This window comes from Hahnella aquatica (SeqCode), from assembly GCF_965194505.1.
GTDB lineage: Bacteria > Pseudomonadota > Gammaproteobacteria > Burkholderiales > Burkholderiaceae_A > Hahnella > Hahnella aquatica.
Genome location: NZ_OZ239144.1, coordinates 1 through 25,151 on the forward strand (window position 1 = coordinate 1; position 25,151 = coordinate 25,151).

A 25,151-nucleotide genomic window follows, 5' to 3' on the forward strand; every position below is an offset into this window, starting at 1 on the left:
ATGCTTCAACACGACTGGCAGGCCTGCCTCACCCACTTCTCCAGACTTCTTCCAGACCAGCAATACAAGACCTGGGTGGTGCCGCTGGTGCCGCTGTCCTTGGACACATCCGAACAGCCTGCACGTTTGTCTTTGGGTGCGCCAAACCGGTTTAAACAAGACTGGGCCCGTGAGAACCTGGTAGAACCCATGCGACTGTGGTGGCAGACCCACCTTGGTCACGGGGTTCAGATCGACATTTCCTTGGTCGAGGACGCAGCCAAAACCGGGGTGGTTGAAGCAAATGCACCGAGCGCGCCGCCACCGGACACTTCAAAGGCAGCGCAACCACCCGCGAAAGATCCAGCGCGGTTAAACCATGACTGGACCTTCGACAATTTTGTTCCAGGAAAAGCGAACCAGTTGGCTCGAGCTGCCGCCCTGCAAGTGTCTGAAAACCCTGGCTCTGGATACAACCCACTGTTTCTATACGGTGGGGTTGGCCTGGGGAAGAGTCACTTAATTCATGCAGTCGGCAACCAGATGTTCAAGCGCAACCCGCAGACACGCATCCGTTACATCCATGCGGAGGCCTACGTCAGCGATGTGGTCCGGGCGTATCAACGCAAATCATTCGATGACATCAAGCTTTACTACCATTCTCTGGATTTGCTTCTCATTGATGACATTCAGTTTTTTGCTGGCAAAACCCGAACCCAGGAAGAGTTTTTCTACACGTTTGAGGCCTTGGTCGCCGCAAAGAAGCAAATCATCATCACCAGCGACACCTATCCCTCTGAACTCAACGGCATCGACACCCGTTTGATCAGCCGATTTGGTTCTGGTCTGACGGTGGCCATCGAACCGCCAGAGCTCGAGATGCGTGTTGCAATTCTGCTCAAAAAAGCTGAGCAAGAAAATTTGGCGTTGTCGGAAGACGAGGCTTTTTTCATCGCTCGGCAGCTCAAATCCAATGTGCGAGAGCTCGAGGGTGCGCTACGGAAGGTCATTGCCTATTGCCACTTCCATCAGGTGTCGCCTTCGCTGGAAGTGGTCAAGGAGGCCCTGCGAGATCTCCTCTCCATTCAGAAGACCTCTGTTTCCATTGAAAACATTCAAAAGGTTGTGGCGGATTATTACAAGATCAAGGTGGCTGACATGTATTCAAAACGTCGGCCAGCCAACATTGCGCATCCCAGGCAAGTGGCGATGTATCTCGCCAAAGAACTCACACAGAAAAGTCTCCCAGACATTGGCGACTCTTTTGGTGGGCGCGACCACACCACCGTGCTGCATGCGGTTCGAAAAATCTCTGAACAACGACAACACAACACAGATTTAAATCGGGCCATCCACATTCTGGAACAACACATCCGTGGATAAGCTTGTTCACAACCCTGTTCAAATCTTGTGGACAACCCACACAAGAGGCTGTGTTCAATTTGTGAACAACATGAATAACTCAGCCTTTAGAAGAAGGTTGTCCCAGCACTTCTTTCGTCTCGCAACGGTTCTGCCAACGCTAGAAAAAACAACTTTCCTATAAACATCAAAGCTTTACAACACTTGTCCCCACACGCTCAAATCACCTACTACTACGACTACTCTTAACAATATGATCCTGATCAAAGCCCAGAGAGACGCACTGCTAAGACCCCTACAGATGGTCACAGGCATTGTTGAACGTCGACACACGCTTCCAATATTGTCCAACGTGTTAATCCGCAAAACCGGCGCGACCGTTGCCTTTGTCGCAACCGACATTGAAATGCAGATCACAACCTTTGGTGAAATTGGTCACGGGCCTGAAGACTTCGCCATCACAGTTTCTGCCAAGAAACTGCTCGATATTCTGAGAGCGCTCCACGCCGATCATGAAGTAACAATCTCTTTTGCAAACCAAAAGCTCTCGATTGCACAAGGCAAATCTAAATTCAGTCTACAAACCTTGGGCGCAGATGAATTCCCCACGGTCACGCCGGCACCGCAATACACCGCACAAACAGTGCTGTCGCAGCAAGACTTCAAGCGTTGTTTGCACTTGGTGCAATTTGCCATGGCCCAACAAGACATTCGGTATTACCTCAATGGCATGCTGCTCGTGCTTTCACCAGAGGCTCTGAAAACCGTTGCAACAGACGGGCATCGGCTGTCTTATCAGGCTGTAAAGATTGATCAAACAGGTTCCATCGAGGTCATCATCCCAAGAAAGGTCATCACTGAACTTCAGAAGATTCTTAATGACACAACGGATTCTGTCGAGATTTCTCTCACCAGCAATCAGGTGCTGTTTAAGTTTGGTCAGATTGAAATATTGTCCAAGCTCATCGAAGGAAAGTTTCCAGACTACGACCGTGTGATTCCCAAAGGGCACACGAAACACATCCCGCTTTCAAGAGAAACGTTTTTACAATCCTTGTCTCGCGTGGCCATCCTCACCACAGACAAATTCAAAGGGGTGCGTTTGTCTCTACAAGACCAGACGCTGCGTCTAACGGCCACCAACGCAGAGCAAGAAGAAGCCGTTGAGGAACTGGATGTTGAATATGAGGGAGAGCTCTTGGAGATTGGATTCAACGTTCAGTATTTGCTCGACGTCTTGTCCGTCCTTAAAGAGGAAAAAGTCATTCTCTCCTTGCAAGACACCAATGCCAGTGCATTGATCACCACGCCAACGGATGAATCCTTCCGTTATGTGGTCATGCCGATGCGAATCTAAGAAAGCAAAAACAGATGTCAGAAATTGATCAGATCAAGGAATACGGCGCATCGTCCATCAAGATGCTCAAAGGCTTGGAGGCCGTTCGCAAACGGCCTGGCATGTACATTGGCGACACCCATGACGGCACCGGTTTGCATCACATGGTCTTTGAGGTGGTGGATAACGCCATCGACGAAGCCTTGGCTGGCCATTGCGACGACATTGTTGTCACGATTCATACAGACAATTCCATCTCTGTCACAGACAACGGCCGAGGCATTCCAACCGATATCCACGAAGACGATGAATTAAAGCGCTCGGCAGCAGAAATCGTGATGACCGAGCTCCACGCAGGCGGCAAGTTCGACCAGAACAGCTATAAGGTTTCAGGCGGTCTGCACGGTGTTGGTGTGTCTGTGGTGAATGCACTTTCAGATTGGTTGCGATTGTCGATCCGTCGCAATGGGCAGTTGCACACCATGGAGTTTCGACGTGGAGAACGTGTTGCGCCCTTGTCGATTCAAGGCACCACCGATCGCCGGGGAACGGAGGTTCATTTTCTGGCCAGTGAAGAAACCTTTGGAAAGGTTGAATTTCATTTTGATATCTTGGCCAAACGTCTTCGTGAACTGAGTTTCCTTAACAATGGCATCAAGATCCGATTGCTGGATCAACGCGAAGGCAAGGAAGAGAACTTTGCGTTTTCGGGTGGCGTTTCAGGTTTTGTGAGCTATATCAATAAAACCAAAACCACATTGCACCCGCATGTCTTCCATGCCATAGGCGCCAAAGAAGGTGTGTCTGTTGAAGTGGCCATGCAATGGAACGACTCTTACAACGAGCAAGTCCTGTGCTTCACCAATAACATTCCCCAACGCGATGGCGGCACCCACCTGACGGGCCTTCGTGCCGCCATGACACGGGTGATCAACAAATACATTCAGGATGAAGACCTGGCTAAGAAGGCCAAGGTCGAAACCACCGGTGACGACATGCGCGAAGGGCTCACCTGTGTGTTGTCGGTGAAGGTTCCAGAGCCGAAATTCTCATCGCAGACCAAAGAGAAATTGGTGTCCAGCGAAGTTCGGCAGCCGGTGGAAGACCTGGTTGGCAAAATGTTGGAAACTTTTTTGTTGGAAAACCCAGTCGACGCGAAATCGATCTGCGGCAAGATTGTTGACGCAGCCCGTGCCCGCGAAGCAGCCCGCAAGGCCCGCGACATGACACGGCGCAAAGGGGTGCTGGATTCCTTTGGCTTGTCAGGAAAGCTGGCCGACTGCCAAGAACGCGACCCAGCGAAGGCAGAGCTTTATTTGGTCGAGGGCGATTCCGCGGGCGGTTCTGCCAAGCAGGGCCGCGACCGCAAATACCAAGCCATTTTGCCGCTAAAAGGCAAAATCTTGAACGTTGAAAAGGCGCGATTCGACAAGCTCATTGCCTCTCAAGAAATTGTCACGCTCATCCAAACCCTGGGCACGGGCATTGGAAAAGAAGAGTATGACCCGAACAAACTGCGCTATCACCGCATCATCATCATGACCGATGCCGACGTCGATGGCAGCCACATTCGCACCCTGTTGCTCACGTTCTTTTATCGGCAAATGCCGGAATTGGTCGAGCGTGGCCACATCTACATTGCACAACCGCCGTTGTACAAGATCAAGGTAGGCAAGGAAGAGCGATACATCAAAGACGACGACGCCATGCAGGCGACCATGATGACGCTTGCGCTGCGTGATGCGAGTCTACTTCTGCCAGAGGGCGCCGCACCCACCGAAGGAAGCCTGGCCGAGTTGGCAGCCCTTTACCTGAAGGCCCGAAGTGTTGTCGATCGCTTGTCCAGAATTTTGGATGAAACGGTGCTCACCGCGGTATTGCATGGTGTGGCGCTTGATTTGTCTTCGAACGAGGCGGCCATTTCAACCAGCCAGCAGCTCACCGATTGGCTTGCGAAGCATCTGCCCGCTGGCGCAGTGACGCCAAAGATTTTTGCTGAATTCAACAATGCGCAAGAGACCTGGTCGATTCGTGTGGAGCGGCATCATCATGGCAACCTGAAGCATTGTGTGATCGACCACGATTTCGTTCACGGCGAAGACCATCGCATCATTGCGTTGGCGAGCCAACGGTTGTCCTCTGCCACCCCGGCCGGCACCAAGGTGCAACGTGGCACGGGTGAACAGGCCAAGCAGCATGAGGTGGCGTCTTTCTCAGAGGCCATGGACTGGCTCATGAAAGAAGCGGAGCGAGGCCTCTCCAAGCAGCGATACAAAGGCCTTGGTGAGATGAATCCCGAGCAGTTGTGGGAGACCACCATGAACAGCGAGACACGCACCCTTCTTCAAGTGAAGATTGAAGACGCCATTACGGCCGACGCAATTTTCACCACGCTCATGGGCGAGGAAGTGGAGCCACGGCGACTGTTCATTGAATCCAATGCCTTGCGTGTGGCCAACCTAGACGTTTAAGACCCAATGACCGAGGCCGCATCCAATCAACTGGTGGTGGCCATTTCCTCTCGAGCCTTGTTTGATTTCGAGGAGGAGAACCGAGTCTTTGAAGAGGGCGACGACCGGGCCTACATGCAGCTGCAGTGGGATCGCCTCAACACCCCGGCGAACCCTGGGGTGGCTTTTGGTCTGGTGCAAAAGCTCATGGCATTTAACACGCCAGAGCAAGCGCGCGTGGAGGTTGTTGTGTTGTCTCGCAACGACCCGGTGTCTGGCCTGAGGGTCTATCACTCCGCCAAGGCTCATGGCCTGGCACTTCAGCGGGGGGTGTTCACGAGAGGAACGGCACCCTATCGGTATCTCAAGCCCTTGGCGGCCCATTTGTTTTTGTCTGCCAATGCACAAGATGTCGAGCAGGCCCTTCAGGCAGGCTTTCCTGCGGCGCATGTCTACCCGCATTCGGCGCGGGCGGGTACGGCACACCCTGATGAAGTGCGAATTGCCTTTGACGGAGATGCAGTGCTGTTTTCCGATGAGGCGGAGCGGGTGTATCAGTCAGAGGGGCTTCACGCATTTGTGGCCCATGAAACACAGCATGCCCAGGCACCGTTGCCGCCCGGGCCCTTCAAGCCATTGCTCGATGCATTGGTTCACCTTCGTAAAGCGTCGGGTGAGCGGCCCATGCGACTGCGCACAGCCTTGGTCACCGCACGATCAGCGCCAGCCCATGAGCGTGCCATTCGCACCCTCATGAACTGGCAGGTCGACATTGATGAGGCCTTCTTTTTGGGTGGCCTCGACAAAGGAAAGTTTTTAAGGGAATTCGAGCCAGACTTCTTCTTCGACGACCAGACCCGACACTGTGAGTCGGCCGCGCTTGCGGGCCCCACCGGCCATGTTCGCTCGGGTGTGACGAACCTTCCACCGGCCTGAATCCTTCAATGCCTAAGCGGTTTTCTTGGCGCGCTTGGGCTTTGCACCCGCCTTGGCTGGCGCACGAGCTTCAAATTCAAAGCCCACCTTGCCTTCAGGCGTCTTCACCAAATAGGCTTTGAAGCGCCGTTTGGTGCGAGATGAGACAAAGCCATCGAGCAGGTCTGTGCGCCCATCTCGAAGTAGCTTTTCCATTTGCTCGGCGGCCACGGTCTGCTGAAGGATCATGACTCCAGACTTAAAGTCACAGGTCTTGTCGGGCCCGGCCGCCTTGCTGCACACATAAGAACTGCCAAAGGCATGCACGGGGCTTGCGCACTTGGGGCATGGCCCCAGGCTAGGCTGGTCACTGAAGTCGACCACCTCTGCAAGTTCATCATCGAGCGACGGACCGAAGTCGAATTCCAACTTGTGCTCATCGGTGAGCTTGAGGCTGGCGGCAAAGGGGCGGCCGATTTTGCTGCGAAAACCATCCAGTGGCCCGAGGTGTTTCTCTTGAATTAATTGCTCCACCTCATGAAGTTCAAAAGTTCGGCCTCCGGGGATTTTGGTGATGGAAAATTCACATTGGCCACAGGCATACCGGCGGTAGTTCTCTTTGATCACGCCCCCACAGTTTGGGCAAGGTGTTTGGAGTGTGGCGTAGTCCCCCGGAATGGTGGTGCTGGTGTGGTTCTTGGCTTGTTCCACCATGTGGCCCGTGAGGGCAGCGATGTCCTGCATGAAGGCCTCACGAGACAACTGGCCTTCTTCAATTTGGCGCAGCTTGAACTCCCATTCCCCGGTCAAGGCCGGCTTGGAGAGGGCCTGAATGTCGAGCCCCCGCAGCAGGGTCATCAGTTGGAAGGCCTTGGCCGTGGGCAAGAGTTCACGCGCCTCTCGAATCAGGTACTTTTCTGACAAAAGGCCTTCGATGATGGCAGCCCGGGTGGCAGGTGTTCCGAGGCCCTTTCCTGCCAAGGCCTCGCGAAGATCGTCGTCATCCACAAGCTTTCCAGCCCCTTCCATGGCCGAGAGCAGGGTGGCCTCGGTGTAACGGGCGGGTGGCTTGGTTTGCAGGGCCTTGAGATCGATGGCCTGGGTCTTTGGGGTGTCCCCAGCCGCAATGGCCACCAGTCGGTCATCGTCCTCGCTGATCTCCTTGCCATAGACCGTGAGCCAACCGGGAGACACCAAGACCTTACCCTCCGTCTTAAAGGCATGACGGTCGATTTGCGTGATGCGGGTGGTGTTGAGGTACTCGGCCGACGGAAAAAAGATGGCCAGGAAGCGACGGCAGACGAGTTCGAAGAGCTTTTGCTCTGGCTCTGAGAGCGACTTTGGCAACTGACCCGTGGGAACAATGGCAAAGTGGTCTGAGACCTTGCTGTTGTCGAAAATGCGCTTGTTGGGGCGAACCCATTTCTGCTTGATGATGGTCTTGGCGGCCTGCGCGGTGGGGCTGTAGTTCGACAAGGCCTCCAAGGTCTGTTGCACCACACCGAGGTAATCCTCTGGAAGGGCCTTGGAATCGGTTCTCGGGTAGGTGAGCACCTTGTGCTTCTCGTAGAGCGCCTGGGCCAGACCCAGGGTGTTCTTGGCGGAAAAACCAAAACGAGCATTGGCCTCACGCTGAAGACTGGTGAGATCAAAGAGTGCGGGGGGGGCCTGGGTGCTGGGCTTGCTCTCTTCAGAGACGCTTCCAGATTTTCCCTTGCAGGCCGCCACAATGGCTGCTGCGTCCGCCTCGTTCCAAAGCCGGTCGGCCCGCGCATCGGGCTCTTGGTCTTGCTTCTGGAAGCTTGGGTTGAACCACTTGCCTGTATAGGAGCCCGCGGCCACAGCGAACTCGGCTTCGACCTCCCAGTAAGACTTCGCCTGAAAACGACGAATCAATTCCTCTCGTTCCACCACCACCGCAAGGGTTGGTGTCTGCACCCGGCCCACCGTGGTGAGAAAAAAGCCCCCTTCCTTGCTGTTGAAGGCCGTCATGGCGCGTGTGCCATTGATGCCCACGAGCCAATCGGCCTCAGACCTGCAGCGGGCAGCATCGGCCAAGGGCATGAGGTCGGTGTCGGCGCGCAAGGATTCAAAGGCCGTGCGGATGGACGCCGGTGTCATCGACTGCAGCCACAGTCGGGAGATGGGCTGCTTGGCCTTGGTGTGCTGAACGATGTAGCGAAAGATGAGCTCACCCTCTCGTCCCGCGTCACAGGCATTCACAAGCGCGGAGACATCCTTGCGCTTGATGAGCCTTGCCAGGGTTTTGAGCTTTTGCTCCGATTTGGGCAGGGGCTGCAGGTCGAAATGCGGCGGAATGACGGGCAGCTGAGCAAAGCTCCATTTCCCGCGCTTCACGTCGTACTGCTCTGGGGCCACAATCTCCAAGAGGTGTCCCACGGCCGACGCAATCACCATGTCATCGCGTTCAAACACATCATCATTTTTTTCGAAGCCTCCCAAGGCGCGGGCGAGGTCGGCGGCAACCGAGGGCTTTTCTGCAATGACAAGGGTCTTGGACAAGGTGTGGACTCACAAAGGTGACGGGCTCTTTTTTAGAATACGCCAGGTCCTGAGAATCGTTGCCATTGGCCCGAGGGGGTTCGAAAGGCCCGGCCTTGCAGCTCCAAGATGAGCAGGCCTGCCTGTGCATCGGCCGCTGAGCGGCCCGATGTCGCGCAGAGCTCGTCAATGCCCTGTGGAGATGCTTTCAAAGATTGCCACAGCGCCGTGGCCCGATCGTCCTCGGTGCCACTCCAGAGGGAGGCCGCTGCCGCAGGTGCTGCAGGGTTCGAACCTTTGGCTTGCCCCGAGGGGCAGACGATGCCCAGGTCGGCGAGCCACTCTTGCGGGCTTCGCACCAGGGCAGCGCCCTGGCGAATGAGCCCCAAGCCGCCGGCCACCAATGGGTCGTGAATGCTGCCAGGCACCACCGCCACATCCACACCCATCTGCAGCCCGTACAAGGCGGTGATCAATGAGCCGCTGCCCTGGGCGGCCTCGATGAGACAGATGCCTCGTGAGAGCCCCGCAATGATTCGGTTGCGCAAGGGGAATTGATAAGGCCGCGGGGGGGTGCCATCGGGATACTCACTGAGCAAAAGGCCGCCTTTGTCGAGGATTTCTTCGGCAAGCAAGCGGTGACGACTGGGGTAGGTCTGATCCAGGCCGTGGGCCAGCACGGCGATGGTGGTGCCACCCACGGAGAGCGCCCCACGATGTGCTGCAGCGTCGATGCCGGTGGCCAGGCCACTGATGACGGGCAGCCCCGTGGCGGCTGCGATGGCGCCAAAGTGATGGGCATCGGCAATGCCCTGTGGGCTGGCCCGACGACTGCCGACGATGGCCAGGCCGGACTGGGACAGGGCATTCAGTTGGCCCAGGTGGAAGAGGTCCTGAAGCGTCGGGCTGATGTCAGCAAGCCGGCGGATGGCATGTTCGTTGAGGAGGTGCTCGAGGGGGCTGTTGTCTGTCATGTCGCATCGACTCAGAAGGCAGGACGATCTAGACTATGGGGCGACCAACCCTTTTGATTCGACCATACGGATGGCTTTGCTCAACATTCTTCATTTCCCAGACCCGCGGCTTCGGACGGTGGCCAAGCCCGTGGCCCAGGTGGACGACCGCATCCGGCAGCTGGCCGCAGACATGGCCGAGACCATGTATGCCGCGCCCGGCATTGGTCTTGCTGCCACGCAGGTCAATGTTCATGAACGTGTGATCGTGGTGGACGTGACCGAAGACCGGTCCGACCTTCGCGTCTTGATCAATCCGGAGTTCGTGTCGCAGAGCGACGAGGCCAAGGTGTATCAGGAAGGCTGCTTGTCCGTGCCCGGCATTTACGACGAAGTGGAGCGGCCCGATCGCATCCGTGTTCGTTGCCTGAACCTGGCGGGCGAGGTTACCGAGTTTGATGCTGATGGCCTCCTGTCGGTCTGCATTCAGCACGAGATGGACCACCTCGAGGGCCGCGTATTTGTGGATTACCTGTCTCGACTCAAGCAGTCGCGTATCCAGACCAAGCTTTTGAAGGCGCAGCGCCACCAAGCAGACACCGTTGACCAGGCCGTTCGCCTCTGATGTGTTGAGGGTGGGCTTTGCAGGCTCGCCCGGCTTTGCCGCCGAGCAGCTCAAGGCATTGTTGGCGCAGCAGGCGGCCTTGGGCATTGAGCTGGTTTGCGTATTCACACAGCCGGACCGACCTGCGGGCCGTGGTTTGGCGATGCAGGCCTGTGCGGTCAAGCAGGTGGCCGAGTCTGCTGGGCTCCCAGTCCACGCGCCGCAGAGCCTTCGCGCGGGGCAGCCTGGGGCCGACGAAGCCTGTGCAGCCGTGGCTGCAGCCCGGCTCGATGTGCTCGTGGTGGTGGCCTACGGCCTGTTGCTGCCCCAGCCTGTGTTGGACCTCCCCAGGTGGGGTTGCATCAATCTGCATGCGTCATTGCTGCCCCGCTGGCGCGGCGCTGCTCCGATTCAACGGGCCCTGGCCGCAGGTGATGCAGAGACTGGAATTTGTGTCATGCAAATGGAGGCGGGGCTCGACACCGGGCCGATCTGGTCGACCCATCGGCTCTCGATTGCGCCGGACGACACGGTGGCCAGCCTTCATGACCGGCTGGCCAGCCTGGGCACCGAGGCCCTGTCTGAATGGTTTCGCATGCGCCTCTTCTTGGCCGGGCCGCCAAGCCCCCAGTCAAACGAGGGCAGCTGCTATGCACCCAAGATCACTGCCCAGGATCGGCCGGCCCAGCTGGCGGAACCTGCCGAGCGGGTGGCCTGTCAGATCCGTTCACTCGATCCGAGCCCAGGATCCACCGTGTCGTGGCAAGGGGTGACCTTAAAATGCGGCGCAGCCCTAGTCGTGGAACGCCATGGTCAGTGGGCCGCGCCAGGCACCATCTTGAAGTTGCCCACACCGACCCAACCTTTTTTGTCGGTGGCCTGTGGAACGGGTGTCGTGGGGCTGGGCTGGTTTCAGCGCCCAGGTGGCAAGCGCCTGTTGGCGCCCGAGTTTTCCAAGGGCGCGGGCTGGGCTGTGGGTGCGTTGTTGGCGGTGGTCTCTTGAAAGGAACGGGACATGTTTAACTGGATGAAGACAGCCATGCTCATGGCGGCGATTGTGGCGCTGTTTGGGGTGGTGGGTGGCGCCCTCGGAGGGCGCTCGGGCATGCTGATTGCGTTGGGTTTCGCGCTTCTCATGAATGTTGGTGCCTACTGGTTTTCCGACAAGCTGGTCTTGAAGATGTACGACGCCAAGGAGGTCGATGCCACCACGGCGCCTGAGTTCTACAACATGGTCGCTGAGCTGGTTCAAAAGGCTGGCATGCCCATGCCCAAGGTGTACATCATTCAAGAAGACGCGCCCAATGCCTTCGCGACGGGCCGTAACCCGGAGAATGCAGCCGTGGCGGCCACCACAGGTCTGCTGCGCCTGTTGAACGCACGAGAGGCGCGTGGGGTGATGGCCCATGAGTTGGTCCATGTGGCCCACCGAGATATTTTGATTTCCACCATTTCGGCCACCATGGCGGGTGCCATCTCCGCCCTGGCGAACTTTGCTGTTTTCTTCGGCGGCCGAGACAGCGAAGGCCGGCCTGTGAATCCGGTGGTGTCCATCCTGGTCATGATTTTGGCCCCGCTTGCCGCGAGCCTCATTCAAATGGCCATCTCACGTGCTCGAGAGTTTGAGGCCGATCGTGGTGGTGCCGAGCTCTCGGGCGATCCCATGGCCCTGGCCAGCGCCCTGTCCAAGATCGATCACATGGCCCGGGGCATTCCATTTGCCGCGGCCCAGGCCCATCCGGAGACGGCGCAAATGATGATCCTCAACCCACTGTCGGGTGGTGGGCTTGCAGGACTGTTTGCCACGCATCCGGCCACCGAGGAGCGCATCGCCCGCCTGCAGCAGATGGCGGGTGGGCTGCGTGCCTGAGGCAGCCGAGAAGCCTTCTCACCGATCGCCGCCCCTCTGGCGGCAGATGCTGCAGGCCGTCGAGGCCATGGTGTTGGGCCTATCGGACCAAGCCCGTCTGGGCGTGTTGGCCCCCCACCTCTCTCCCGCAGTTGAAGACCTTCGCTATGCCGCCTGGCGCGCCTGGGGCCTGACCCAGGTTCGTCTGGCGCGCCTGGTCAAACGCCCCCCCGATCGCAGGCTGGTGGCGCTGCTGGCCGTTGCCTTCTCATGCCTGCAGCGCCAGTATCGAGACCCAGCCGTCGTGGTGGACCAGTCCGTGCGCGCTGCCCGCGAGTTGGGCCGTGAGCCGGCGGCTCGCTTTGTCAATGGATTGCTGCGCCGGGTGCTGGCCGACCCCGAGGCGGCCCAGGCCGACCTCTCCGAGCCCATGGCGCAGTTCAATGTGCCGCCGTGGTGGCACGACCGGCTTGTGTCCGACTGGGGCCTGCCACAGGCCCATGCCATCTTGCGAGCAAGCCAAGCGCGACCGCCACTGTGCCTGCGGCTCATGGCCACCAAAGCGCAGCAGCAGGAGACCCAGGCGCGCATGCGGGCAGCAGGCCTGCAGTTGCATGTCCATCCAGAAGATGCGGCCTGTGTCTGGGTGCATCCGCCACGACCCGTTCAACAAATTCCCGGCTTCGAGCAGGGCCTGTTCCGGGTGCAGGATGCAGCCGCGCAGACGCTGGCCCGGCATCTCGGCCTGACTGACGAATCGAATTGCGCGAGCGAGGTCTGGCTGGATGCGTGTGCGGCCCCTGGGGGGAAGACCTTCCTCATGGCCGAGCAATCGCATCGCACGATCTGGGCCGTGGACCAGTCGGCGGCCCGAATGGCCAGGCTAGAGACCGAACGCATCCGCCTGGCCGACCACCTTCAGGGCGCCATTGAAACCCGCCTCTGGGATTGGACACAGCCCGGTTCTATCCCTGGGCTGCCGACGCAATTCGATGGTGTGGTGCTCGATGCCCCTTGCTCGGCTTCTGGCGTGGTGCGGCATCATCCAGAGATTCCTTGGCGACAGTCGGAGACGGCGCTTGCGGCCTTGGTGGCGCGGCAGGCGACGATTCTCGATAAGCTTTGGCAACTGCTCAAACCGGGGGGCCATTGTTGGCTGATCACATGTTCTGTTTTTCTCGCCGAGGGCGAGGACCAGGCAGCGGCCTTTCAAGCCCGATGGCCACAGGCCCGGCGATGTCCGTCGCCAGGTCATGTGTTTCCAAGTGCCGAGACAACACCGGCCGGGATGGTGGTGGGCCATGACGGTTTTTTCCATGCCTGTTTTGAGAAGCTGGCGTAGTCGGTTGAGGCTGCCCGTGGCCCTTATGGTCATGCATGGGTTGCTGGTTCTTCACGCTGTGCTGCCTGCGGCCTGGGCCACGGAGCCCCCAGGGGCTCCGCCGGGCGCGAACCTTTCGGTGGCCGATGTTCGGGCGCAGATGGACGAAGAGTCGAGCGCCATTGTGCTGAGCGGCCAGGTCAGCGTCTCGCTGAGCCCAGTCTTGGTTCAGGCCATCGAGCGAGGGGTCACACTCTCCTTCTTGTCGGAGTTCAGCCTGGTGCGACCCCGTTGGTGGTGGTGGGACGATGAGCAGCTTCGTGTCACCCGCCAGGCCAGCCTGACTTTTCATCCGGTGTCTCGGCAGTTTCGAGTGAGTGTGGATGGGGCCAAGCCACAGGCCTTCTCCGACCTTACCGAAGCCTTGAAGGCATGCCTGGCGGTGCGCGGGTGGCGGGTGCTTCAGGCGCATCAATGGCCAGAGGGCCTCGAGGGTCGGCTGCGGCTGCAGCTCGATCCCAGCGCCCTGCCCAAGGCCCTCCAAGTGACAGCCATTGCCAGCGAGGACTGGGTCTTGTCATCAGGGCGCGTGAAGGTGGCCCGTCCATGAGCTTGGCCCTTCGGTTGGGCTTGCTGGTGGTGGTCCTGTCGGCAGCGGTCTTCTTGGCCCTGCTGGCCATGGCCTCTGGCCAGGAGAGCCGGCTGGACGACTGGTATGCATGGCTTGTGGGCATGAACCTGGTGTTGTCAGCGGCGATGGCCACCCTGGTGGTCTTGGTGCTGGCCCGAACCTGGCGACGACATCGGCAGAAGGTTTTTGGCTCGAGGCTCATGATTCGGCTTGCGCTGGCCTTCGCGCTCATGGGCATTGTGCCGGTGGGCCTGGTGGCGGTGGTCTCGTCTCAGTTCCTGGCCAAGACCATCGACAGCTGGTTCTCACAGAGTGTGGATGGCGGCCTGGAGTCTGGGGCTGCGCTGGGGCGCGCCACGCTAGAGGCCATACAGGTGGAGGCCATGACACAGGCCAGGCGCCTGGCCTTGGCCTTGGAGGCCCAGCCCGACGATGCCTTGAGTGAGGCGGTCGAGACCCTCACGGATGGCCGCGATGGGCTTGAAGTGCTCGTGCTCAACGCGAAAGGTCGGGTGCTGGCCATTCGCAGTGCCTCGTTGTTTCGGCTGGTGCCGGACATGCCCTCGGCCGAGGCGCTCAACCGTGCCCGTGCAGCCCGCCAGTTCGTGATCATCGAGCCACGGCCGGAGGGCCCGCCCTGGGGCCTGCAGGTTCGTGCCCTGGCCATGTCGGTGCCGGCCAGCCTGGGGGCAGATCAGATTCGGTTTGTGCAATGGCTCGAGCCCGTGCCCGAGCCGCTGGCCCGCAACATTGACGCCCTGAACAAGGGCTACAGCGACTACCGACAGCTTGCACTCGGCAAGGAGGGCATCAGCCGCATCTATGGCGTGACCCTGACGCTCACCCTTCTGCTGGCCATTTTTGCAGCGCTGCTCGCGGCCGCGCTCTTGAGCGCCTGGCTCGCTGGCCCCCTGCGCGCCTTGGAGCGTGCCACCAAGGCGGTGGCCGAGGGCGACTATCCCAAGCTGCGAGATGACGCAGCCAAGCACGAGCTCGGCGACCTCATACGGTCATTCAATGAAATGACCCGGCAGCTGCAAGAGGCCAGAGACCTCGCCATGGCCAATCAGCGCGATCGTGAGGCGGCGGCCTTCTTCTTGGAGCAGGTCTTGTCGCATTTGTCTGCGGGCGTGCTGGTCTTCGATGGCCGCTGGCAGCTCGTTCGGTTCAACCCCGGGGCCGTTCGCATCCTGGGTGCGGGCCTGTCTGAACGCATGGGTGAACCGTTATCGGCCCTGCCCCTGCTCAAGTCCCAGGCCGACACCATCATGAGCGCGCTCGCACAGTCGGCTGAAGACCAACGCCAAATGGACGTGACCCGTGCCGACGGTCAATTGGTCACCCTGCTGACCAGCACCTCTCGGCTGCCCAGCCAAGACCCGGCCCAGTCGGATCAATTCGTGCTGGTCTTCGATGACATCAGTGACCTCATGTCTGCGCAGCGCGCCAAGACCTGGTCGGACATGGCCCGTCGGCTGGCCCATGAGATCAAGAACCCGCTCACCCCCATTCAACTGTCTGCGGAGCGACTGCAGCGCCGACTGCTCGAAAAGCTCTCGCCCGAGGACAAGGAGGTGCTCGACAAGTCGTGCGACACGATTGTTGCGCAGGTGGCAGGCCTCAAGGCCATGGTCGATGAGTTTCGGGACTACGCCCGCCTGCCCATGGCCCGGCCCACGCCGCTTCACTTGGGTCAACTGCTGCGCGAGATCATGCCGCTCTATGCAGCCGATGCCCGAGTGGTCTGCGAGCCCGACCCTTCGCCAGCCACGGTCATGGCCGACCAGGCCCAGATGCGCCAGGTGCTCCACAACCTGGTGCAGAACGCCCAGGACGCTGTGGGGGATGCGACCGATGCGAAGGTGGTGATCCACACAGGCTGGGTGGACACGCCGGAAGGGCCTCGGGCGGTGATTCGAGTCGATGACAATGGCCCCGGCATTCCTGCGGCGCTGGCCGGCCGGCTCTTTGAGCCCTATGTCACGACCAAGCCCAAGGGCAGTGGTCTGGGCCTGGCCATTGTTAAAAAAATCGCCGAGGAGAACCGGGCGATCATCAGCTTAGAGACCCGTCGGGACGAGCATGACGAGCCCATCGGCACCCGAGCACAACTTCAATTTGCAGACCCGGCCATTCAGGCAGAAAATCAAACCCATGGCTGATTTACTCATCGTCGATGACGAGCGCGGCATTCGCGAACTGTTGCTGGAAGTCCTGGAGGACGAGGGGCACACCGTGACCCTGGCGGAGAACGCGGAACAGGCGCGCACCGCCCGTGCACAGGCGCCCTTCGATCTCGTATTGCTCGACATCTGGATGCCCGATACCGATGGTGTCACCCTGCTCAAGGAGTGGTCAGTCCAGGGCCTGCTCTCTCAGCCCGTCATCATGATGTCCGGCCACGCCACCATCGACACGGCGGTGGAGGCCACCCGCATGGGTGCCTTCGACTTTCTTGAAAAGCCCATTGCGCTGGCCAAGCTCCTCAAGGCGGTGTCGGCGGCGCTCGCCAAGGCAGAGTCTCAGCGCGCCTGGAAGGCCGCCGTGGCCCACATTCAAGCGGCCAGTCAGGCGGCCAATGAAGTTCGGCCCGAAGACTTCCCCCAGGAGGCCTCACAAGATTCCATGGAATCTGCCCGCGAGGCGCTGCTGGCCATCGACCTGGATGGCCCCTTGCGTGAGGCCCGAGAGGCCTTTGAACGGGTCTTGCTTCAGTACCAACTCGATTGTGAAGGCGGCAGCATGACCCGACTCGCAGAGCGCTCTGGCCTGGAGCGCACGCACCTGTATCGAAAGATTCGGCAACTGGGCCTGGAGCCCGGCAAGAACGGCCTTAGAAAAGTCGCGTCGTGAAAATTCTTATTCTGGGTGCGGGCCGGGTCGGCGCAGGCCTGGCAGAGATGCTCGTGACCGAGCGCAACGACATCACCGTGGTGGACACCGACCACCAAATTCTCTCGAGCCTTCAAGAGCGGCTGGATTTAAAAACCATCTACGGGTCTGCCACCAGTCTGTCGGTGCTGGAGGCTGCGGGCATTGACGATGCCGACATTCTCATTGCGGTCACGGCCAGCGACGAGGTGAACCTGGTGGCCTGCCAGCTGGCCCATCGTCGCTTCAATGTGCCGCGTCGCATCGCGCGTGTTCGTTCGGCCCAATGGATCTCCAACCCCGACCTTCTCTCCCTCGATGGCTTTGCGGTGGACGTGGCCATCAGCCCCGAGGGCACGGTGACCGATTACCTGCTCAAGCTCATTGAGATCCCCGAGGCGCTGCAGGTGCTGGAGTTCGCTCAGGGCCGTGTCAGCCTGCTGGCGGTGCGCGCGCATTCCGGCAGCCCCCTGGTCTCCCATCCCATTCGTGACATTCGTCGGCACCTGCCATCGGTGGATTCCCGTGTGGTGGCCATCTTTCGAGACGGCAAGGCCATCTTGCCCGATGGGAACACCCTCATCGAGCCCGATGACGAGGTCTTTTTCTTGGCCGCCTCGGAGCACATTCGGGTGGTCACCCACGAACTTCGCGAGATGGACCGTCCGGTCAAGCGGGTGATGATCGTGGGCGGGGGCAATATTGGTCGTCGCCTGGCCGAGGCCATCTGCCACGAGATCACCCCCAAGATCATTGAGGGCAATCTCAAGCGTTGCGAACAACTGGCGCAAGACTTAAACGGCAAGGCCCTGGTGCTGCATGGCGACGCCACCGATGAAGACCTCCTCGATGAAGAGAATGTGGGCAGCGTCGATTTGTTCCTGGCCCTCACCAATGATGACGAGAACAACATCATGTCTTGCCTCTTGGCCAAGCGCCTGGGGGCTCGTCGTGTCCTGGCCCTCATCAACCGCAGGGCCTATGCGGAGCTGATGGAGAGCGGACAGATCGACATCGCGCTCACGCCGTCCCATGCCACCCTGGGTGCGCTTCTCAAATACATTCGCCGTGGTGATGTGGCAGCTGTGCACAGCCTGCGGCGCGGCGCAGCCGAGGCCCTCGAGCTGGTGGCTCATGGCGATGCCAAGACCTCCAAGGTGGTGGGCCGACGGGTCGAGGAGCTGAACCTGCCTGCGGGTGCCCAGGTTGGTGCCATTGTGAGGGGCGAGGGCGAGACCGCAGAGGTGCTCATGGCCCATCACGACCTTGAAATCCAAGGCGAAGACCACCTCATTGTGTTTGTGACCAATCGAAAGACCATTCCCAAGGTCGAGAAGTTGTTCCAGGTCTCAGCAGGCTTTTTCTAAGGAAGGCGCGGTCACGTTGCACACGCCTGGCGTCAATAGCTTTCGGGTCGTCCTCAACATCCTCTCGTTGTTGGTCTTGTTCTTTGGCCTGCTGCTGTTTGTGCCCGCCTTATTCTTGCTGCTGGGCCCCGATGCGGCTGCACTGGATTTTGTAACGGCGGGTGTCATCACGCTGCTGATCGGCAGCACGACCTTCCTGCTCACCCGTGTCAAAAGCCGAGACCTCCGCGCAAGGGATGGCTTTCTGCTCGTGGCCACCACCTGGGTGGTGCTGGCTTCGGTGGCGTCCCTCCCCTTTTACCTGCACCTGCCCATCTCCTACACCCATGCCTTTTTTGAGGCCATTTCTGGCCTGACCACCACGGGGGCCACGGTGCTCACGGGCTTGGACGACATGCCTCGCTCGATTCTCTTCTGGCGCAGCATGCTGCAGTGGCTCGGTGGCATGGGCATTCTGATTCTGGCGGTGGCCATCCTGCCGCTCTTGGGTGTGGGCGGCATGCAGCTCTACAAGGCCGAGATTTCGGGGCCGACCAAGGACAACAAGCTCACCCCACGCATCACGGAGACGGCCAAGGCCCTTTGGGGCATTTATGTGCTGCTGACCTTGCTGTGTTTCTTTTCCTATTGGCTTGCAGGAATGGGTTGGTTCGATGCCCTCATTCACACGGGCACCACGGTGAGCATTGGCGGGCTCTCAAGCCACGATGCCAGCCTGGGCCATTTCAACAGTGCAACCATTGAGGCGGTGGCCATTGTCTTCATGCTGCTCTCGGGCATCAACTTTGCCATGCACTTTTCAGCCTTCCGCCGCATGACCATTGAGCCTTACAAGCGCTGCCCGGAGGCCCGTTATTTCCTCATGACGGTGGGTGGTGGTGTGCTGCTGGTCACCCTGGTGCTCTGGGCCAAAGGCGTTTACCCCAGCTTCTTGGAGACCTTCCGGGTGGCTGCATTCAATGTGGTCTCGATTGCCACCACCACCGGATACGCCACCACCGATTACAGCCTGTGGCCTTACCACCTGGGCTGGCTGCTCATGCTCTTGGCGGCCTTCTCCACGAGTTCAGGCTCCACGGGTGGCGGCATCAAGATGATTCGGCTGGTGGTCATGGTCAAGCTCGCGGGCCGTGAACTGCTGCGCATCGTGCACCCTCGGGCCATTCAGCCCGTCTCGCTCGGCGGTGGCGCGATTGGCCACTCCGTGATCTTCGCCGTGCTCGCCTTCATGCTCTTCTATGGGGCCACGGTCATGGTGGCGAGCTTCTTGTTGCTGCTCACGGGCCTGGATGACATCACGGCGATCAGCGCGGTGTTGGCCTGCATCAACAACCTGGGCCCTGGCCTGGGCAGTGTGGGCCCAGCCGGCAACTTTGCCGGCCTGGAGTCTTTTCAGCTTTGGGTGCTGTCGTTCACCATGCTGCTGGGGCGCCTGGAGCTGCTCACGGTGCTGGTGATTCTGGTGCCGGCCTTCTGGCGAAAGTAGGGTCTTCCCTCACCATGCGCTGGGCCAACCAGGTGATGCCGATCCATCCCGCCAAGGTGCCCAGGGCCCACTGAAAGGCGTGCGCGGGGTACTGCCGCACGCCATCGACCAGAAGCCCCGTCCAGAAGTGATCCAAGATGGCGCCAAAGAGGGGCGGCAGGCCAATGCTGCCGAGCATCACACACAGGTTCACCAGGGCCACGATGGTGGCCGTGCGGTGGCCATGAACGAGGTCCTTGGCCAGCACAAATGACAAGACCATGGAGCCGGCCGTGCCGCCGAGCAGCCAGAGCACCAAGACAGTGAACACCAGGGAATCCATGACCAGGCCTGAGGCCAGTACGGTCATGAGCAGGCCTGTGAGGCCTGTTCCCCAGAGCAGGGGTGTCTGCCGGGTGCGTCGCCGGTCGGAGAGGGTGCCAAAGACAATTGCGCCGGTGGCGAAGAAGACCATCATCATGGAACTCAGGAAGGTGGCCTGGGCGGGGCTCTGGCCAAACTGGGTGGTGAGGTAGGGCACAGCCCAGAGCCAGGCCAGTGCCGCCATGCTGCCGGTCACGCCCATCTGGCCCACGCAGAGCCAGGCAAGGTCGCGCCAGGGCATTTTGTGTGCGCTGTCGTCTGAGGTGGGGCGTGTCGGGTGTTGATGGTTGGCATAGCCCAAGAGGGCTGGTGTGTCCCGCATCTTCCAGGCGATGACGAGGCCGAGCACCAGGGCGAAAAGGCCTGTGGCCATGATCACACTGCGCCAGCCGGCCGCATCCGAGGCCATGCGCAGTGGCAGCCCCGAGGCCACCGCACCCACGGCACCAATGGCCAAGGACACACCGGTGATGGATGCAAACCGCGCGGGCGTGAACCACTGTGAGGCCAGTTTCAGCATGCCCACCCAGGCCACTGCGCCCGAAGCGCCAAGAATGAGTCGGCCCAGGGCGCCCACGCCAGGCCCGTGGGCGCTTGCAAAGACCCAGGTGCCCACCCCACCCAAGAGGCAGGCCACCACGAACACCTTGCGCGTGCCAAAACGATCAATCAGCATGCCACCGGGAAGTTGGAGCAGCGCGTAGGTGACGAAGTAGGCCGAGGACAAACTACCCAGGGCCACGGCGGTGGGCGCGATTTCGCGCGAAAGGTCGAGTGCCAGGGCTGCTGGCGAGACCCGTTGAAAGAAGTCAAAGAGGTAGAAGGCCGCCGCCATGGCCCACATGGCAAAGGCAAGCCGAACCGGCGGCTCAACGGCCTGGGGCGAACTCACTTGGCTGCGAATCGGTAGAGGGCGAGCGTGGCCCGCAGGGTCGGGGCCCAGGCGATGCGACGAATGCCGTGGTCCTGTTCCACACAGTAGGCACGATCGAGAATGGACATGCCCAATTGGTTGAGCAGGTTCTCGAAGTCTCGAATGGTTGCAAAGTGAAGGTTGGGCGTGTCGTACCAGGCATAGGGCAGCCGCTCATTGACGGGCATGTGCCCCCCGAGCAGCGATCGAATGTGACTCCAGTGGCCAAAGTTGGGGATGCTCACGATCACATCGCGGCCCAGCCGAGACATCTCCTGCAGGACATGCTCGGTGCGATGGGTGGCCTGCAGGGCCTGCGAGAGGATCACCACATCGAACTGGCTGCTCGAGAACAGGGTGAGGCCTTGGTCGATGTCGGCCTGGACCACATTCACACCGCGCCGCAGGCATTGACGGACATGATCATGGTCGATCTCGGCCCCATACCCATGGCAGCCTTTTTGGGTCTGCAGCCAGTCGAGCAGGGCACCATCGCCACAGCCAAGGTCGAGCACGCGGGCCCCTTGCGGAACCCACTGAGCAATCTGGGTCAGGTCTCCACGCAAGGGTGTCAGGCGCATGCGATGCCCTCGAAGTAGTCGCGAATGAGGTCGTGGTAGCGCGGGTCTGCCATGAGGAAGGCATCGTGGCCATGCGGGGCATCGATCTCGGCATAGACCAGACGGGCATTGTTCTGCATGAGGGCCGAGGCGATCTCGCGTGAGCGCTCCGGTGGGAAGCGCCAGTCGGTGGTGAACGAGACCACACAGAACATGGCCTTGGCCGGCGCGAGGGCCCTCGAGAGACTGCCGCCGGTGCGTGCGGCGGGGTCGAAGTAGTCGAGGGCCTTGGTGATGCGCAGGTAGGTGTTGGCATCGAAGTACTTCGAGAACTTCTCGCCCTGGTGACGAAGGTAGCTCTCGATCTCGAAGTCGACATCGAAATCGAATCGATAGCCCTGGCCGTGTCGAAGCGCCCGGCCAAACTTCTGGGCCATGTCGTCATCCGAGAGGTAGGTGATGTGGCCAATCATGCGGGCCACCGACAGGCCATGGCGGGGCACCGTTCCATGGGCATGGTAGTGCCCGTTGTGGAACTCGGGGTCTTGCAAGATGGCGCGCCGTGCCACCTCATTGAAGGCAATGTTCTGGGCCGAGAGCCTGGCCGTAGAGGCAATCACCACGGCATGTCGCACCCGGTCGGGGTAGCGGATCGACCACTCCAAGGCCTGCATGCCGCCCAGGCTTCCACCCATGACCGCAGCAAATGCCTCGATGCCCAGACGGTCGGCCAGCAGGGCCTGGGTCTCGACCCAATCCTCGACCGTGACCATGGGGAAGTCGCTTCCGTAGGGCTGGCCCGTGGCGGGGTTGAGGCTGGTCGGGCCGGTCGAGCCAAAGCAGGAGCCCAGGTTGTTGACCCCGATCACGAAGAATCGATTGGTGTCCACGGGCTTGCCGGGGCCGACCATGTTGTCCCACCAGCCGAGATCAGACGGGTCTTGGGGGCGGCTGCCTGCCACGTGGTGGGAGGCGTTCAAGGCATGGCAGATGAGCACCGCATTGGAGCGGTCGGCGTTGAGCGTGCCGTAGGTCTCATAGGCGAGTTCGAAGCCCGAGATGGACTGCCCACTGGCCAGTGTCAGCGGCGAATCAAACCGTGCGAACTGCGCGTCTACAGGGCCAACGGAGGAGGTTCTGTCATGCATGGCCTCGTAATTTGACACACTTTTTTACATTTCCTGGGCCCGTGGCTGCGCAGACTGTCGGCTTTTCAACCGACCCCGTCTGGAGGAGCGCATGTCCGATGCCATTTCCCGCCTGTTGCAGGCACACCATCAACAAATCGCCAAGGATGCCTCGGCACCGATTCGGCTGCCGGCCGTCGACCGTGGGCAAAGCTGGAGCCCGGGTGCACGGCGCTCCTTGCGCCCGGGTGGTGAGGCGGTGATTCGAGTGGAGGTGCGTGACCCGGCTGCTCTCGCCCCGTGGGCCTCGCTCACACCGAGACAGTTCGAGGTGCTGCAGCACTTGGTGGAGGGCAGCCCGACCAAGGTGATCTGCCGGGCCTTGGACATGTCCGAGGGCACGGCCAAGGTTCACATCACGGCCATTCTGCGGGCTTTGAATGTTCGCAACCGCTCAGAGGCTGTGCTTGCAGCGCTGCGGGCAGGATGGATTCAGACCGTGCCGCCGCTGGCCAAGACGGCCGACCCGCAGTGAGGCTAGAGGGCTTCGAGGCCGGCCCGAATGCGCTTGGCATCGGGCAGCTTGAGCAGTCGGGCCACCGGCTTGCTGAGGTCTTGTGCCCTTGCCCGCAGCACCTCTTGCTTGACCCGCAGCAGCTCCACCGGGTGCATGGAAAAGGTGCGCAGGCCCAGGCCGAGCAGCAGCTTGCAGAGCTGAGGCTCGCCCGCCATTTCCCCGCACAAGGAGATGGGTGTGCTGGCCTTGTCGCAGGCGCGAATGACATCGCGAATGAGCCGCAGCACCGCCGGGTGAAGCGGCTCATACAGATGGGCCACCTCGCTGTCGGTGCGGTCGATGGCCAGGGTGTATTGAATGAGGTCGTTCGTGCCCAGTGAGGCGAAATCGATGTGGGCCAGCATGCTGTCGATGGCAATGGCCGCCGAAGGCACTTCGATCATCGCGCCCACCAAGACCCGCTTGTCGTAGGCCTGGCCTTTGGCATCGAGCTGCTGCATGGCCGTTTGAATCATGCGGCGGGCCAGAATCATTTCGCCAGGGCCGCTGACCAGCGGGATCATGATCCGAACAGGGCCATGGGCCGAGGCCCTCAGGATTGCGCGCAGTTGGGTGAGGAAGAGGTCCGGCTCGGCCAGGCACAGCCGTATGGCCCGCAGGGCCAGCGCCGGGTTGGCCGGTGTGGCCCGCCCGGCCGCCAGGGCCGCCACGGTCTTGTCGGCACCGGAGTCGAGGGTGCGGATGGTGATGGGGCGGCCCGCCATCAGGTTCACCACCTTGCAGTAGGCCTCGGTCTGCTCCTCCTCGGTGGGGGCCGCCGTTCGGTTCATGAAGAGAAACTCGCTGCGAAAGAGCCCCACGCCATCGCAGCCGGCTTCCAGTGCGGCACCGGCATCCTCGGGCAAATCCAGGTTGGCCTGCAGCAGCACCCGTTGGCCATCGAGTGTCTTGGCCTCAATCGACCGAAGCCGCTTGAGCCGCTCGAGCACCAGCTGCTGGCCTGCCTGCTGGTCGGCATAGTGGGCGCGCAGGTCGGCATCGAGGCTGCCCATGACCACACCCATGGCGGCATCCAAGACCATCTCCTCGCCCTGAGACACCAGGCCATGCAGGCTGCCCAGGCCCACCACGGCCGGCAGGCCCAGGCTTCGGGCGAGAATGGCCGTGTGGGAGGTGGGACTGCCCGAGTCGGTGGCAAAGCCCGCAAACTGGTGCTGGCGCAGCAGCAGCATGTCTGCTGGTGCAATGTCACGGGCCACTAGAATCCAGGGCAGTGCCTCTTCAGGCGCCCCACCCTGCTGGGCCAAGGCGGCCGAGAGGTCGGCCACACCCTGCATGGATTTCAGAATGCGCTCAACGAGCTGCTGCACGTCCGCCTTGCGCTCTTTCAGGTAGGGGTCGTCGATGGCATCGAACTGGTTGGCCACCTCCTCGAACTGACGGATCAGGGCCCACTCGGCATTGCACTGCTCGGCGCGGATCAGCGCAATGGTTTCATCGATGAGCACCGGGTCTTGCAGCACGATGGCCTGCAGGTCGAGGAAGGCACGAACCTCTGCGGCTGGTTCCCCCTTCAAGGCGGTGCGAAGGTCTTCGAACTCTTGGGCAATGCCACCCACCGCCGCCTGAAACCGCAAGACCTCGGGCTCCACCTGTGCGGCCGTGAGGCTGCGCCGGGGCAGGTCGAGCGAGGCGGGAGCGAGCACCCAGGCCCGCCCAATGGCGAGCTTGTCGCCCACGCCAATGCCAGAGACAGACCAGGCCATGGGCTATTGGTCCTCGCCGAATCGGTTGGCGATGAGTTCCTGCAGCGTGGCCAAGGCCTCGTCCTCCTGCTCGCCATCGACCTCAATCTCGATCTCGGTGCCGGGGCCAGCGGCGAGCATGGTCACGCCGAGCACGCTCTTGGCATTGACCCGTTTGGTGCCCCTGCGCAGCCAGACTTCACAGGGAAAGCGCGTGGCCGTCTGAGAGAGTTTGGATGAGGCCCTGAGGTGCAGGCCCAGGGCGTTGATGATGGTGGCCTTCTCGATTTTCATGGGGTC

At 60.6% G+C, this 25,151-nt stretch carries 21 protein-coding genes; 14 read left to right on the top strand and 7 right to left on the bottom strand.

Annotated elements, in window-relative coordinates; genetic code table 11:
• The 4 genes from dnaA (at position 1) to AC8GDA_RS00020 (ending at position 6,063) form a co-directional block, all read left to right on the top strand.
• The gene (dnaA, locus tag AC8GDA_RS00005; RefSeq protein WP_506556283.1) at positions 1-1,362 is read left to right on the top strand and encodes a chromosomal replication initiator protein DnaA; all 1,362 of its coding nucleotides are present in this window, start codon (positions 1-3) and stop codon (positions 1,360-1,362) included.
• A 232-nt stretch (positions 1,363-1,594) separates the two neighbouring features.
• On the top strand, positions 1,595-2,698 hold the full coding sequence (dnaN, locus tag AC8GDA_RS00010) for a DNA polymerase III subunit beta (RefSeq protein ID WP_506556284.1): 1,104 nt from the start codon (positions 1,595-1,597) through the stop codon (positions 2,696-2,698).
• Between the two features lie 14 nt (positions 2,699-2,712).
• The gene (gyrB, locus tag AC8GDA_RS00015) at positions 2,713-5,148 is read left to right on the top strand and encodes a DNA topoisomerase (ATP-hydrolyzing) subunit B (protein WP_506556285.1); all 2,436 of its coding nucleotides are present in this window, start codon (positions 2,713-2,715) and stop codon (positions 5,146-5,148) included.
• Between the two features lie 6 nt (positions 5,149-5,154).
• Positions 5,155-6,063 carry a 5'-nucleotidase gene (locus AC8GDA_RS00020; protein WP_506556286.1) on the top strand — a complete coding sequence of 303 codons (909 nt, stop codon included), beginning with the start codon at positions 5,155-5,157 and terminating at the stop codon, positions 6,061-6,063.
• 12 nt (positions 6,064-6,075) lie between these two features.
• Here the strand turns inward: AC8GDA_RS00020 and AC8GDA_RS00025 are convergent, their stop codons facing one another.
• Together AC8GDA_RS00025 and dprA are read right to left on the bottom strand one after the other, a co-directional pair.
• The gene (locus AC8GDA_RS00025; RefSeq protein WP_506556287.1) at positions 6,076-8,565 is read right to left on the bottom strand and encodes a DNA topoisomerase III; all 2,490 of its coding nucleotides are present in this window, start codon (positions 8,563-8,565) and stop codon (positions 6,076-6,078) included.
• 32 nt (positions 8,566-8,597) lie between these two features.
• Positions 8,598-9,518: a DNA-processing protein DprA gene (gene dprA, locus AC8GDA_RS00030; protein ID WP_506556288.1), complete on the bottom strand. Its 921-nt coding sequence runs from the start codon at positions 9,516-9,518 to the stop codon at positions 8,598-8,600.
• 70 nt (positions 9,519-9,588) lie between these two features.
• Here dprA and def point away from each other — a divergent pair, with 70 nt between their 5' ends.
• The 9 genes from def to AC8GDA_RS00075 are packed head-to-tail and all read left to right on the top strand — an operon-like array spanning position 9,589 to position 19,626.
• On the top strand, positions 9,589-10,122 hold the full coding sequence (gene def, locus AC8GDA_RS00035; protein WP_506556289.1) for a peptide deformylase: 534 nt from the start codon (positions 9,589-9,591) through the stop codon (positions 10,120-10,122).
• Entirely contained in the window at positions 10,100-11,104 is a 1,005-nt protein-coding gene (gene fmt, locus AC8GDA_RS00040; RefSeq protein ID WP_506556290.1) for a methionyl-tRNA formyltransferase, read from the top strand. The genes def and fmt overlap by 23 nt, the downstream gene beginning before the upstream one ends.
• A gap of 12 nt (positions 11,105-11,116) precedes the next feature.
• A complete protein-coding gene (gene htpX / locus AC8GDA_RS00045) occupies positions 11,117-11,971 on the top strand; it encodes a zinc metalloprotease HtpX (protein WP_506556291.1) in 855 nt (284 codons plus the stop codon).
• On the top strand, positions 11,964-13,292 hold the full coding sequence (locus AC8GDA_RS00050) for an RsmB/NOP family class I SAM-dependent RNA methyltransferase (RefSeq protein WP_506556292.1): 1,329 nt from the start codon (positions 11,964-11,966) through the stop codon (positions 13,290-13,292). The genes htpX and AC8GDA_RS00050 overlap by 8 nt, the downstream gene beginning before the upstream one ends.
• Positions 13,293-13,317: 25 nt before the next feature.
• The gene (locus AC8GDA_RS00055; RefSeq protein ID WP_506557238.1) at positions 13,318-13,881 is read left to right on the top strand and encodes a DUF4390 domain-containing protein; all 564 of its coding nucleotides are present in this window, start codon (positions 13,318-13,320) and stop codon (positions 13,879-13,881) included.
• Positions 13,878-16,064 carry a sensor histidine kinase NtrY-like gene (locus AC8GDA_RS00060; protein WP_506556293.1) on the top strand — a complete coding sequence of 729 codons (2,187 nt, stop codon included), beginning with the start codon at positions 13,878-13,880 and terminating at the stop codon, positions 16,062-16,064. The genes AC8GDA_RS00055 and AC8GDA_RS00060 overlap by 4 nt, the downstream gene beginning before the upstream one ends.
• The gene (locus tag AC8GDA_RS00065; protein WP_506556294.1) at positions 16,057-16,755 is read left to right on the top strand and encodes a response regulator; all 699 of its coding nucleotides are present in this window, start codon (positions 16,057-16,059) and stop codon (positions 16,753-16,755) included. Before AC8GDA_RS00060 ends, AC8GDA_RS00065 begins: the two co-directional genes overlap by 8 nt.
• Positions 16,752-18,140, top strand: a complete 1,389-nt coding sequence (trkA, locus tag AC8GDA_RS00070; protein WP_506556295.1) for a Trk system potassium transporter TrkA — start codon at positions 16,752-16,754, stop codon at positions 18,138-18,140. Before AC8GDA_RS00065 ends, trkA begins: the two co-directional genes overlap by 4 nt.
• 16 nt (positions 18,141-18,156) lie before the next feature.
• Complete coding sequence (locus tag AC8GDA_RS00075) at positions 18,157-19,626, top strand: TrkH family potassium uptake protein (protein WP_506556296.1); 1,470 nt, start codon at positions 18,157-18,159, stop codon at positions 19,624-19,626.
• Here AC8GDA_RS00075 and AC8GDA_RS00080 read toward each other — a convergent pair.
• Genes AC8GDA_RS00080 through metX form a run of 3 tightly spaced genes read right to left on the bottom strand, consistent with a single transcriptional unit; the run spans position 19,583 to position 22,610 of the window.
• Entirely contained in the window at positions 19,583-20,881 is a 1,299-nt protein-coding gene (locus tag AC8GDA_RS00080) for an MFS transporter (protein WP_506556297.1), read from the bottom strand. The two genes, AC8GDA_RS00075 and AC8GDA_RS00080, sit on opposite strands and share 44 nt — an antisense overlap.
• Entirely contained in the window at positions 20,878-21,483 is a 606-nt protein-coding gene (gene metW, locus AC8GDA_RS00085) for a methionine biosynthesis protein MetW (RefSeq protein WP_506556298.1), read from the bottom strand. Before metW ends, AC8GDA_RS00080 begins: the two co-directional genes overlap by 4 nt.
• The gene (gene metX / locus AC8GDA_RS00090) at positions 21,474-22,610 is read right to left on the bottom strand and encodes a homoserine O-succinyltransferase MetX (protein ID WP_506556299.1); all 1,137 of its coding nucleotides are present in this window, start codon (positions 22,608-22,610) and stop codon (positions 21,474-21,476) included. Before metX ends, metW begins: the two co-directional genes overlap by 10 nt.
• Before the next feature lie 91 nt (positions 22,611-22,701).
• Here metX and AC8GDA_RS00095 point away from each other — a divergent pair, with 91 nt between their 5' ends.
• Positions 22,702-23,124 (top strand): response regulator transcription factor, encoded by a 423-nt coding sequence (locus AC8GDA_RS00095; protein ID WP_506556300.1) that lies wholly within the window; start codon positions 22,702-22,704, stop codon positions 23,122-23,124.
• A gap of 2 nt (positions 23,125-23,126) precedes the next feature.
• On the opposite strand, the gene ptsP is transcribed toward AC8GDA_RS00095, so the two are convergent.
• The gene (ptsP, locus tag AC8GDA_RS00100; protein ID WP_506556301.1) at positions 23,127-24,872 is read right to left on the bottom strand and encodes a phosphoenolpyruvate--protein phosphotransferase; all 1,746 of its coding nucleotides are present in this window, start codon (positions 24,870-24,872) and stop codon (positions 23,127-23,129) included.
• Between the two features lie 3 nt (positions 24,873-24,875).
• Positions 24,876-25,145 (bottom strand): HPr family phosphocarrier protein, encoded by a 270-nt coding sequence (locus tag AC8GDA_RS00105; protein WP_506556302.1) that lies wholly within the window; start codon positions 25,143-25,145, stop codon positions 24,876-24,878.
• Between the last annotated feature and the right edge of the window lie 6 nt (positions 25,146-25,151).